This window comes from Candidatus Diapherotrites archaeon, from assembly GCA_040755695.1.
In the GTDB taxonomy this organism is placed as follows: Archaea; Iainarchaeota; Iainarchaeia; order Iainarchaeales; family 1-14-0-10-31-34; genus JBFMAK01.
Genome location: JBFMAK010000002.1, coordinates 186208 through 198929 on the forward strand (window position 1 = coordinate 186208; position 12722 = coordinate 198929).

General features: G+C 39.3%; 10 protein-coding genes. 5 read left to right on the forward strand and 5 right to left on the reverse strand.

Annotated elements, in window-relative coordinates; all coding sequences use genetic code 11:
* Positions 1–36: 36 nt before the first annotated feature.
* On the reverse strand, positions 37–486 hold the full coding sequence (locus AB1467_04590; GenBank protein ID MEW6295543.1) for a hypothetical protein: 450 nt from the start codon (positions 484–486) through the stop codon (positions 37–39).
* A 212-nt stretch (positions 487–698) separates the two neighbouring features.
* Between AB1467_04590 and AB1467_04595 the strand changes: the two genes are divergently transcribed.
* Positions 699–1400: an ATPase domain-containing protein gene (locus tag AB1467_04595; protein MEW6295544.1), complete on the forward strand. Its 702-nt coding sequence runs from the start codon at positions 699–701 to the stop codon at positions 1398–1400.
* Between the two features lie 16 nt (positions 1401–1416).
* A complete protein-coding gene (locus AB1467_04600; protein ID MEW6295545.1) occupies positions 1417–2271 on the forward strand; it encodes a hypothetical protein in 855 nt (284 codons plus the stop codon).
* Here the strand turns inward: AB1467_04600 and AB1467_04605 are convergent.
* From AB1467_04605 to AB1467_04615, 3 genes are read right to left on the reverse strand one after another with little or no spacing between them, the layout of a single operon-like run.
* Positions 2258–2842: a hypothetical protein gene (locus tag AB1467_04605; protein MEW6295546.1), complete on the reverse strand. Its 585-nt coding sequence runs from the start codon at positions 2840–2842 to the stop codon at positions 2258–2260. The genes AB1467_04600 and AB1467_04605 overlap by 14 nt on opposite strands.
* On the reverse strand, positions 2835–4196 hold the full coding sequence (locus tag AB1467_04610) for a hypothetical protein (protein MEW6295547.1): 1362 nt from the start codon (positions 4194–4196) through the stop codon (positions 2835–2837). Before AB1467_04610 ends, AB1467_04605 begins: the two co-directional genes overlap by 8 nt.
* 41 nt (positions 4197–4237) lie before the next feature.
* Positions 4238–6223: a hypothetical protein gene (locus AB1467_04615; GenBank protein MEW6295548.1), complete on the reverse strand. Its 1986-nt coding sequence runs from the start codon at positions 6221–6223 to the stop codon at positions 4238–4240.
* Between the two features lie 112 nt (positions 6224–6335).
* Here AB1467_04615 and AB1467_04620 point away from each other — a divergent pair, with 112 nt between their 5' ends.
* A complete protein-coding gene (locus tag AB1467_04620; GenBank protein MEW6295549.1) occupies positions 6336–8261 on the forward strand; it encodes an amylo-alpha-1,6-glucosidase in 1926 nt (641 codons plus the stop codon).
* A gap of 2 nt (positions 8262–8263) precedes the next feature.
* On the opposite strand, the gene AB1467_04625 is transcribed toward AB1467_04620, so the two are convergent.
* Positions 8264–9658: a phosphomannomutase/phosphoglucomutase gene (locus AB1467_04625; GenBank protein ID MEW6295550.1), complete on the reverse strand. Its 1395-nt coding sequence runs from the start codon at positions 9656–9658 to the stop codon at positions 8264–8266.
* A 46-nt stretch (positions 9659–9704) separates the two neighbouring features.
* On the opposite strand from AB1467_04625, the gene galT reads away from it, so the two are divergent.
* Both galT and AB1467_04635 read left to right on the forward strand, forming a co-directional pair.
* Positions 9705–10721 (forward strand): galactose-1-phosphate uridylyltransferase, encoded by a 1017-nt coding sequence (gene galT, locus AB1467_04630; GenBank protein MEW6295551.1) that lies wholly within the window; start codon positions 9705–9707, stop codon positions 10719–10721.
* A 181-nt stretch (positions 10722–10902) separates the two neighbouring features.
* Positions 10903–12711, forward strand: a complete 1809-nt coding sequence (locus AB1467_04635) for a glycogen/starch synthase (GenBank protein MEW6295552.1) — start codon at positions 10903–10905, stop codon at positions 12709–12711.
* The last annotated feature ends 11 nt before the right edge of the window (positions 12712–12722 follow it).

Genomic DNA, 12722 nt, shown 5'->3' on the forward strand with positions numbered 1-12722 from the left:
AAATAAAAGAAAAAGAAAAAAGGAAAAGGAGAAAAATTACACTTTTCCTGTGCATGTTGTTGTCTTGCTTCTTGAGAAACCATCTTTGTCAGTGTAAGCTACGCTGAAGTTTAGCCGGTAAGAATCGTTTGCTGTTCCAGTAAGAACAACAGAACATCTTGCTTGCGATGCTGCCGGCAGGTTTGTTGCAGGAGAACAAGTTCCAGCAACACTGGTGTAACTATTGCTTCCGACAGTTCCAGAGTCTAAAGTAAGAGAATAACTGTTCATTGTTCCAGCAGTTCCATTAGAAAATACTATGTTCATGTCTGTTGTGCCTACCTTGTGGTTGATTACAGGAATATCTGTTCCAAAGTTTCCGCAAGAGTTTGCTGTGGGCGTTCCGACCAAAATGTAGAGCACTGCTATTACAACCACAATTACCACTAGAGCCCAACCGTAGGTCATCAGGTATTCTAAGGCTGATTGTCCTTTTTTGTTAAACATTCTTTATCTTCCCTCCATTTCATTTTTTTTTACAATAATTATTTTAATTGAAGTAATGTTAATGATTAAAGACGCATCATATATAAATGTTTTGCGGTTTAAGAAAACAAAAACGCCTAAAAAAAGAGTTTTTGGCAAAAAAAGACGAAATCAATTTTAATTAGTTTATGTTTATTTTATTAGTTGCAAAAGAATTTAAAGGAAGGAACACGATGGCTGAAAGATCCATGATTAGAACGCGCACTGGCATTCCGGGCTTGGACGAATTAATGGATGGAGGCATCCCGAGAGGAAACCTTGTTGTGCTGGCTGGCGACCCTGGGTCGGGCAAAACGTGCTTCTGCCTTTCCTATTTATACCATGGGGCATTAGACTATAATGAGCCAGGCATTTACATAAGCTTGGAGGAATCAGTGGAAGAAATAGCAAGGGACGGAGTGCAGTTCGGGTGGGACATAAAGAAACTAATACAAGAAAGGAAACTCATAGTGGAAACAGTGGAATTGTATGATTTTGATAAATTAAAGAACTTGATTGAAGATTCAATCCAAGTAATTCAAGCTAAAAGGCTTGTCATAGACCCTGGGGTAATCTTCAGGCTCTACTTTGACAGAGAGCTGGATGCAAGGAAAAGAATAATGAGTTTAGGGAAAATGCTGAAAATGATTGACTGCACCACAATAATAACAAACGAAATTAATTTGGACAAGACCAGGAGTTTATTCGGATTAGAGGAATACGTTGCAGACGGGGTGATCCTTTTATACCACAGCAAGATAGAGAACAGGTTTGTGAGAAGTATAGGCATATTGAAAATGCGTGGGACAAGAATTTCGGAAAAGCTACACCCAATAATTATAAATAGTGAAGGAATAAAAGTATTATCAAAACAGGAATTATTCGAAGAATTCTGATTAAAAGGAATTAAAAATGGGCAAAAAGAAAAAAGCAAAAGTTAAAGCAAAGAAAAGGAAAATAAAAAAGAAAATCAGGCACAAAATCAGGAAGCCTGTCAAGAAGAAGAGAAGGAAAGCCATAAAAGAAATAAGGTCACTGATTAGAAGGGTCAGAGAGAAAAAAATAGAGGAAGCAGAAGAAGAACTCAAAAAAGGCAGGCTCAGCAAAAAAATAGAATTCACGGACGTAAAGAAGGAGCTCACGGAAGAAGAAGAACTCGCAGAATTATTGAGCCCGCGCAGGGGCTTGGACCTAAAAATACTTCAAATGCTTGAAGACCTCCCAAAAAAGCATTTTACCACCCTTCTTTTGGTTGAGCCCACAACCTTCTCGCGCATAAACATTGAATTAATAAGATTGTTTTCAGCTGAAACAGACAAGAAAGGAATTTATGTTACATTGAACAGGTCATTCCAGTTCCTGAATGAAGTGCTGAAAGCAGAGAAAATAGACATAAGCGCAATGCACTTCATTGACGGCATTACAAGGATTACTGGAAGAATAGAATTAGAGGCAAAGAACTGCCAGTACATTGAAAGCCCTAACAATCTGGTTGAATTAAGCCAGGCAATAGAAAACGCAATAGACAAGATGCACGGCATGCCGGCATTCCTTATATTTGACTCAATTTCAACCCTTCTGATATACAACAACATGGAGGCAGTGGAAAGATTCATTCATTCAATAGTAAGCAAGCTCCAGGAATCAAAATTAATGGGCTTATTTTTGATGGTGAAGTCGCCTGAAAAAGCTGACGTAATAAACACCATAAGCCAGTTCTGCGACAAAACCCTGGAATTGAACCACAGCGTGCCTAAAACACAATAAACTCTTTTGTCTTGAATCCAAAAAAATTCTTTGAAGAAGGAAGAATGCTTATCTTTACAGTGCCTTCTTCTTCAATTCCTTTAAGGTGGACGTCAGAAAGCTTCTGTATGAACCCAAAAACCTTGCTGTCATGAAGGCATGAGTCAATGCAGTGCAATGCAATTGCATTCCTTTTCTTTATCCTGCTGTGCTCAAAGAAAAGGAAATGATACAAGGTATTAGGGGAATTGAAGGCAAGGAAAGAGGAAAGCGAATTGAATGCCAGAAGATAAGGGCCTTTGAAGGAGTCAATAAAATCGTTCAATTCAGAGGAAAGGCTGTCATAAGACCGGGCTTTAGAATAACAGTCAATGAATTTCAGTTTTCCTAAATTAAGCCCAGGGCTTTTAAGCATTTCTTGGGATTGACCAAAAGAAAAATAAATTGCCGGAATTCCCGCTGAAAGGATTTCATTCAGAAAAGAGAGAGCGAAATGGTTTCTTGCATTGTTGGACTCGGAATCAAAGAGAATGCTTTTGCCTTTCAGGGAATCCAAAAGAAGGAATTTGCTGAATAATTTGCTTTCACTCATTTTCTGCGCCTTTCTTTTGCAGGGAAAAAATAATCTTTTGACCTGAAATGCTTGATGCACTTGAAGAAATGGAATTTTCAAGCAATTGAACCTCGTCAGTATTGCGCTCTATCCCCTGGGCGAGCTCTGAGAGCTCCTCCTTTTTTTCGTGCAGGCTCCTTTCAATCCCTTCAATGGTTTTTTCTATTTCAAGTATTTTCGAGGTAATGAAATGCTTTCTTAGGCCTTTCTCCAATTCAGAGAATTTCACTTCAATTGAATTGAATTCCCAGAAGAACTTGTCAAAAAAATTTAGGGAGAGAAGCCCTTCAATTGACTCAAGCTTTTTGTCCTTCTCCTTTTCCTTCAAGGAAATGGTTTCTTTTTCAATTAATTCCTTCAAGTAGGAGAGAATTTTTTTAATATGAAGTGCCTTGGGGTCGCGCTTCAATGCAGTGAAAGGGTCAGATGAAAGCGCAGTCAACACTTGGGTTTCTTCAGGCCCTGCCGGAAACTGCCCTGATTCAATTAACTGGCTCAAACGCTTTAAGGGCTTGTCGATTGGCGCAAAGAGCTCGAGGAGCTTTTCTTTTAGATCATTCTTTTTTCTCTCCAACTCATCAATTTCCTCGAGGACCCTGTTGCACTCTAAGGCCTCAGGCGAATTCTTGAGAGAAATAAGCCCACCAGTTGACTCCTTCAGTTTTTTTTCAAGTGAAGCCAGATTCTTTTCCTCTATTTTAACAGCCTTCTGTAATTCCTTGAGCTCAAACAATTTTTTCTGTATTTCAGCCAACCGGGATTTGAGCTGGGGCAAGAAAGACAAGCCCTTTTTTTCCTCGAAAAGCTTCCTTAAATCAACAAAAATTGAATTCAATTCCTTTATTTTTAAACCCAGCTTTTTCATTGGCTCTTTCAAGATAAAGCTTGTGTAAGCAATGCTTTTACCCAAAGAATTTATTTCAGATTCAAGCAGGGAAGAAGAATTCAAGCAGTAATTTTTTAGGGCATCATACTCCCTTGAAGAAGGAGGCTCTAATTTTTTTATGAGTGAATTAAGGTGCTGCAAAAGGGTCTCCTTGCTTGTGGCCACAATCCTCCTGAGCTTGGGGTCTCCCTCCTCTATCTTAATATCAGTTGCCTTTAATTCATCCAAGGAAAGCCTGAGCTCCTTTACGTAATGCTTCACCTCAGAGAACTTAATTAATGAATTCTTCTCCAATTCCTCTTTTTCTTTTGAAACCCTTGCCTCAATAAAAGAGAGGAGCTCTGAAGGACTAGAGAATTCAATTTCTTCTTTCCCAGCTTCTTTTGCTTTAGGCTTTGGCGAAAAAATTCTTTTAAAGAAAGAAATTATGCCCTCCAATAAACCCATCCGAACCACGCAAAAAATTGAAAGGCAAACAAAATATAAGCTTATTTTTTCAAGAGAAAAAACAAAAACAACAGCAAAAGCAAAGGCAAAATTTTAAGGTCCAATTCAGGGAGCACTGCAACGCTTCTTTCAGGGAGAAGGAGTGAAAAAAAGCGCGAGTACTCATTGTTTGAAACAAGCTTTTCCTCAGGGCAGCTGCCAATAGAAGAAACCCTAGCTTTAGCCGTAACATAATAATTCTTTCCTTCAATCAAAGGAATTGTATTAGGGGAAAGATTTTGGCCAAAAACCTTCTGTTCCCCAAAAGCAATTGGAATATTATTGAAATCATAACCGCCCTGAATGAAAGAACCATTCTCATCGTAAAGAAAGAATCCAAAATCAATTTTTGGCTCCTGAAGGGCACACTTTTCATTTACGTTCTCTACAATTGCACTAAAATAAAAGTTCTGGTCTAAATGGCCTGAAACAGGCTGAATAAAGAAATCAGTGAACTTGATTACATCTGGGTTGTCAGGCTTTCCGGGCGTCAAATTAAGAATGCTGAAAGGGGCATCAGAATAGTCAAAAGCAATATTTGAGCCGTCATTCAATTCAACGTAAAGATAATAGCTGCCATTGAAAATATTGTGCGTGTCCAATGCAAAATAGCAGGTTGGATTTAAAGTGAAATCAGTGCTGCTGCATCCTCCCCAAGAGCCTGAAGGAGGAGCAAACAAATTCAAGTCCTTCACAATCAAGGTCATCCCATTCCCAGGGTTATTGTCTGCGTCATAGTATAGAGAGGCAGTTAAAGGCTGAGTGCTTGCTTGAGAGAAGGCATTCCACTGAAGGGTGCTTTCACCTGAAAGGCTTTCTCCGCCATTAGGGAAAACAACTTGCGCGGTCAAAGTAGACGGCGGGATGAAAACAGCATATCTCTCAAACCTGAAGCCTCTCACATCTATGTTTGTCCCTCCATCTTGCCATAAAGGATTGTCAGCATTGCCTGTTGTCCATACTTGATTGCTGTCTGTTCCCTGCCAGTTTGCTTTGTTAGAATTAGCATCATTATTATTACGTAAGTTCTGCATTACGTATCTGCTGGTACTGTTGGAGTCTGGTGATTTTACCCACAAAACATAGGTTTTGCCTGCAGTCAAAGTTTTTGAAGGAGAAAAAATTGCGGTCTTCCAGGAATACGCTGTAATGCAATCATTTTTGTTATAGATTACAGCATTAAAATCTGTTGTATTATCAGTCAAATTGGATAAAACTATATTTAGGTCGCCATTTGGTTTAGGGCTAGCTAAACTGCATCTAACATATATTCCCACGCTGTTGTAATCTAATGTTTCTTTCGCTATAAATTTTTCTCCGTAGGCATTAGTATCATTATTGCTTATGAATTCATCTAATGGCCCAAGACTGTATGGCTGCCCTTCACAGTTTCCGTCAGTATAACACACCAGAAAGATGGGGTCTCTTGCTTGGCTGACCCAAGACGAAGCTGTGTTCTGGCATTGAGTGTCATAATTTAAATCAAGGGTGTTATCAAAAGGAACTATATCAATGTTATCGTTAGCATGCCTAATGCTAATAAAATTTGAGGGGTCCCAAGGCAGGCCTGAATTATAGTCCACTACCACAGCATACTTTGTTCCAGCAACAAGATTTGCATCAGAACCATTGTAAGCGGAAGGAACATCAATTGAAGTCCATCCTGCGAGTGTTGCTTGAAAAGTATTTCTTGTAACCCACGCCCCGGAAGGATTGCCTGAAGCGTCAAGTGATTGAATGCCATAATTATAGGAAGGGGAAATTCCGCTTTCTACCCCAATATTTACGCTTATCCTGTTCACCTGCTTGCTGTTTTTTGCAGTGAAAATTCCAGCCCATTTAGTGAAATTAGAGTTATTTAAACTGCATGAAACTGAGGCAGTCATCAAGAATTCATTGCCGTAAAATTGTGGGCTGACAGAAAAAACATTACTAATCAAAAAAATTGAAAAGAACAAAACCAAGAACAATTTAATGCATTTAATCATAGCTTTAAATAAAAGGGCATTGGAGTATAAAATTTTTGCTGAAGAAAAGGGAAATTAAGGGAAATTACAATTAAATTAAAATTAACATTCAACCTAATCCTAAGTGAGAAAAATGAAAGCAATAATAAAAGAAAAAGAACTGGGAAAGCATTACTACATTCTTTCAGGAGGAAAAGGATTCTTGCAAAGGTATTGCGATTCAGGATTCAAGAGCAAGTGGACGGGGCTGTGGGAAAACGACCTGAAAATAATAGAATACTTTGCATTCAAGGCAATTGAAGAAGAAAGAGAGGAATGGCTTGGAGAAAAGAACTGCAAGAAAATTGAATACAACGGAGCAAAAGCAGTGCATTACTTTGAATTAGAGAATGGAGAAAAAATAAAGCAAAGCCTTCTTATGCCAGAGCACTCAAGCGCTCTCCAGATTGAAATGGAAAGCGAGAGAGAAAGAGAGTACGAATTTGAGGTGGCTGTAAATATAAGAAAAAGAGAGGAGAACTTCACTGAAAGGAAATACGAGGTAAAAAAGATTGGAAATACTGTGGAAGTAGGAAACGAGTTAGGGAAAGCCAGAATTGAAACAGCAAACTGCTCAATGGACTTTCTGCCGCAGGAATCCTATAAGACTCACAATCCTGGCGGAGAAAAAGAATCATGCTTTATTCCGGGAAAAATAAAAATAAACGGAAGCAAATTCTACATAACTATGTTTTGTGGCAGAGAAAATCAAGCAATAGAATCCTTTGAAGAGGAACTGAAAATAAAGGAAGCATTGTACGAGAAAACAGTTAATGGATTGATTGAATCAGACAATGAGGCTTTGGTTAAAGGATTCAATTGGGGCGTTTTAGGCCTGAAACTGCTTGAAAACAATGACTTGTATTATGCCGGCTACCCGTGGTTCCTGCAGTACTGGGGTAGAGACCTTTTATGGAGCATTCCTGCATTCCTTGAATTAGGATACTTCGAGAAAGCCAAAACAATACTAAGAACTCTTGCAGGGAAAGCAGCAGAAGGAAGAATCCCTAATTTCTTGGCTGCAGGAGAAGAAAGCTTTAATTCAATTGATGCCTCCCTGCTTTACTTGATTTCATTAGAAAAATATGTTCAGTTTTCTGGAGACAAAAACTTTATTGCAGAAAACTCTGCTACGTTTTTGAGGGCCTTAAATTTTGTGAGAAAACAGGACTTCGACAAGGATTTGTTTATAGAACATGATTTCAAGGAGAACGAGACATGGATGGATTCATACAACAGGAAAGACAAGGGAATAGAAATTCAAAGCCTTTACATTAAAGCATTAGAGGCATCAGCAAAACTGCTGCACTTCACAGGATCTCATGCACTCCACAAAGAATTAGAGAAAGAAACAAAGGAATTAAGGAAATTGTTGGAAGAAAAGTTTTTTGTTCCTGAAAGAAGGTTTTATGCTGACAGGATAATTGCAGGGCAAAGGGATTCAGTGAAAACATCAAATGTACTTGTGCCCTTAATGTTAGGGCAATTAAAGCACAGGGAAATAATAAAAGAATTTGAGTCAGAGAGTTTCTCCTGCAAGAAAGGCATAAGGACAAGGGCAAGAGGGGAAATGGATTATGCGCCCAATGCTTACCATAAAGGCCAGGCCTGGAGCCTGACAACAGCCTGGATGAGCATGGCGGAATTCACTCAAGGCAATGCAGGGAAAGGCTGGAATTACGCAAAAATACTGATTGAAGACTTGGAGGAAGACTGCATTGGGGGAATCGGAGAAAGCTGGAATTCCGAGAGCTTTAAACTTGAAGGCTGCGGAATGCAGTTATGGGCTCACTCATTATTAACTCAAATAATAGATGAATTCCTTTTGGGAATCAAAGTGGATGCAGCCAAAAAGATGGTTTTAATTAAACCGCAATTCCCTGAAGGAATGAATTACATAAAAAGATGGAAGAGGATAGGAAGAGAATGGACTGAAATAGAAATAAAGAAGACAAGAAAAGAAGACTATTTGGTTAAAGGAAGCAACAAAAAAATAAAGGCAAAATTAATTGAAGGCTGAAATTAAAAATCAAATTCAAATCCCTTTAATTCCTTCAGCTTCTGCCTGAACAAGTCCTTTATTTCCTCAAGCCTTTCAGGAGTCTTTGCCTCAAACCTTAAAATCAGGGCCGGCTGAGTGTTTGAAGCCCTCATTAAACCCCAGCCGTCAGAATACTGAACCCTGATTCCATCAATCTCAATTAATTCTACTCCCTTCTCTTTCCTGAAAGACTTCCTCAATTTTTCCACTGCCTCAAACTTTTTTTCGTCAGCGCAATTCACCCTTATCTCAGGAGTAGAAAAATATTTGGGGACATCAGCAAGCATTTCACTTAAACTCTTGTCAGAAAAGGAAAGCAGTTCAAGCAATTTGCAGGCAGCATAAATTGCATCGTCAAAGCCGTAATAATCATAAGCAAAAAAGGTGTGACCAGACATTTCACCCCCCAAAGGAATCTTTTCCTCCTGCATCTTCTGCTTTATGTAAGAATGACCTGTCCTGTACATTACAGGAATCCCCTTGTGGGCCTTAATGTCTTCAATCAAGGCCATAGAGCATTTTACTTCAAACAAAATCTTTGAATTAGGCTTCTTTGCCAAGAGCTGCCTTGCAAGCAACAAAAGCACAATGTCTGCCTCAATCCTCTCGCCTTTTTCATTTATGACCCCAATCCTGTCAGCATCACCATCAAAAGCAATGCCTACATCAGCATTCTCGCTTATTACAGTGGACTTCAATTCCTCAACATATTCTTTCACTACAGGGTCAGGCAGGTGATTAGGAAAAGTGCCGTCAGGCTCACAGTAAAGCTCTACAACCTCAAATCCTAATGAACGAAGAAGCCTTGGGGCAACAATTCCTGCTGTTCCATTGCCTGCATCAACAACAACCTTCAATTTCCTTTCATAATAAAACTTGTTCCTTAATTCATTCAAGTAAGGCTCAATAATGTCCTTCTGCATAATAGAAGAATTTTCTTTCACTTTACGGAACTTCTTTGCTTCAATTAACTTCTTCACTTCCTGAATCTGCTTTCCAAATATGGGCCATCTGTCAATACACATCTTAAAGCCGTTGAATTCAGGCGGGTTATGAGAGCCAGTGACTATTATTCCTCCATCAGCCTTGAAGTGTACAATAGCAAAATAAAAGAGTGGAACAGGAACAACTGAAACATCAATTACCTCAATTCCGGAAGAAAGGAGGCCTGAAATTACTGCTTTAGCATAAGACTCAGAGCTCGGCCTGTTGTCCCTTGCAACAATGAACTTGGGCTTTCCAAAGGAAAAGCCTTTGTGCTTGAAATAAAAGGCAGCAAAGCCTTTAGCAATCAATTCAGCAATTTCGGGGGAAAGGTCCCTGTCAACCAAACCCCTTACGTCATACTCCCTGAAAATAGAAGGATTAAGTTTCATAACACAAAACCATTAATCTTATTAAATGCAAAGTAATTAAAGAATTATGCAGGCAGGAAATCAAAGCAAAAATGAATTCCGCAAAGACTACTTATTGGACGAATGGGTTATAATTGCAGCCAACAGAGCTAAAAGGCCATCAGACCTGAAAGAAATAGAGCAAAGGAAAGAAGAAGACAAAAAGAATTATGATCCTCAATGCCCTTTCTGCCCAGGCAACGAAGCAATGACCCCGCCAGAAACATACAGGGCAGGAGGAGAAAAATGGGGCCTGAGGGTTTTCGGCAACAAGTTTGCAGCAGTAAGCCCAGAAACAAAAGCAGTAAAAGAAAAAAAAGACTTCTACGAAAACATTACTGCCTTCGGATACCATGAACTTGTAGTGGAAACACCAGACCACGGACAGGAATTCTACGATGAAAGCCCAGAACAGATAACAGAGCTCTTCAAGTCATTCCAGAAAAGGACAGAAGCAATGAAGAAAAAAAACGGGGTGAAATACGTTTTATGCATAAAGAATTACGGGAGGGAATGCGGAGCATCATTAAGCCACACCCACGCGCAAATAATAACCTTTCCAATAATCCCTCACAGAATACAGCACGAACTGGACTCAGCAAAAGAATATTATAAGAAAAAGAAGAAATGCATTTACTGCGAGATAATAAAAAAAGAAATTCAGACAGAAAGAAGAATTTTTGACAAAAAGCACTTTGCAGTAATTGCACCTTACGCCTCAAAATGGCCTTATGAGAGCCTTATACTCACCAAAAAACATTATTCCTCGCTGCAGGAATTGAATGAAGAGGAATTAAGGGAGTTGGGTGGCACAGTGAAGGAGTTGTTCAGCAAATACTCTGAAATAATTAAAAGGCCTCCATTCAATTTCGTTCTCCATCAGAATTTAAGCAAGATTCCGCACTACCACTTTCACATTGAAGTATACCCTAACGTGCACAAGGTTTGGGGAGGAGTGGAAAAAGGCGCAAGCATTGTATTGAACGAAGTGCCACCTGAAATGGCAGCAGGCTACCTGAGCGGCAGAACAAAAGACAATATTTAATTTAGTAGGTAATTAAATAATGACCAAAGAAAAAGAAATGAAAAACTTTCATAAGTGGGAAATCAGAGGAGAAGACAGAAAAGCGAAAGAACGTATTAGATACCTCCAACAAAAAGGACTTCTTTAAAACAAATTTTACAAAAGTTTAAGAAAGCATTGAGTATAATATATAGGGCAAAAAATGAACTCCAAAGAAGAATTGGCTGTAATAGAGGTAAGCTATGAGATAGGAAACAAGATTGGAGGAATACACACAGTGCTCAGCAGCAAGGCCCAGAAGATGAGGGAAAACCTGAAAGAATACCTTGCAATTGGGCCATACTACGAAAAAAAAGCGCAAGTGGAATTCGAAGAAAAAAAGCCTGACGCAAAACTGCAGAAGATATTCACTGAAACAGAAAGAGAGTCAGGAGTGAAATGCTATTACGGGCAATGGATTGCAGCAGGCCACACGGAATGCATTCTTGTAGATTTCAGCTCTTTGAAAGGACAAGCAAACCAAATAAAAAAAGAATTATGGGACTCATTCAAAATAGACTCCTATGTTTCGGACGACTGGTTCAATGAACCCATTGTGTGGGGCAGGGCAACAGGAATACTCATAGAAAAAATCATCAAGCACGACTACTCTAATGAAACAAAAGTAATAGTGCACTTGCATGAATGGCTGAGCGGAGCAGCACTCCTTTACCTCAAAGAAAAAAAAGTCAAAGCAAAAACAGTATTCACAACCCACGCAACAGTCTTAGGAAGGACAATAGCAGAAACCAAAAGAGAAGACTTATACGAATTAATAGAAGAAGGCTTCAAGGAAAAAAAGCCTGCAGGAAACGAGCTGGCGTACAATTACGGAGTGCAAGCAAAGCATTTAACAGAAAAAGCCTGCGCCTTAAATGCGAACGTCTTCAGTGCAGTGAGCGAGGCAGTGTCAAAAGAAGCAGAATTCATTCTGGGAAAAAAGCCTGATGCAATTCTTCCAAACGGACTGGACATGGAGCAGTTCCCGATAATGGAAGACCTCTCCATACTACACAGGCAGTACAGGAACAGGATCAGGGCCTTTGTGGAAGCATACTTCAGCCCTTACTATAATATTGAAGTCGAAAACAGCTTATTCTACTTCATTGCAGGCAGATATGAATTCCACAACAAAGGCATTGACTTGTTTATTGACGCATTAGGGGAATTGAACAAGAAATTAAAAGAAGAGAAGACAGAGAAAACAATTGTTGCATTCGTATGGATTGCAGCAGACATTAATTCAAGAAACCAGACAGTAATGGAAAACCTGGCATTATATCAAATGATAGAAGACGCATTAGAACAAGAAACACCAAAAGTGCAAAGGCAGATATTTGAGGCAATAGTGCAAGGAAAAGACTTGAACAAGAGTGCTTTATTTGAAGAAGAATTTTTGGACAACATAAAGAAAATTGTTTTAAGGTTCAGGAGCCACAGAGGACAAATGCCCCCAATATGCGCATTCAATGTAGACGAAAGGGATGATATCATTCAGTCAATAAAAAGAAATGAGCTCCTTAACAGAGAGGAAGACAGGGTGAAAGTAATATTCTATCCAACCTACTTGAGCCCAGCAGACGGCCTGATAGGACTGAATTATTATCCCGCAATAATAGGCTCGCACTTGGGCGTATTCCCCTCATACTACGAGCCATGGGGTTACACCCCTTTAGAAACAGCTGCCCTCGCTGTGCCTTCAGTCACAACAGACTTAGCGGGGTTCGGTCAATTCATTGAAGAAACACAGAAAAAGAAAATCAAGGGGGCAATTGAAGTGCTTCACAGGAGAGGAAAGACAAGAAAAGAAGAAACAATGGAATTAGTGCACTTAATGCACTCCATCTTCAAGATGAGCAAGCAGGAGAGAATGGACAGAAAGATTGCAGCAAAAGAGCTTGCCTCGCTTGCAGACTGGAGCAAACTCATACACAATTACCTGCACGCATACGAATTAGCTTTAAGCAAATAAATAACCAGAAT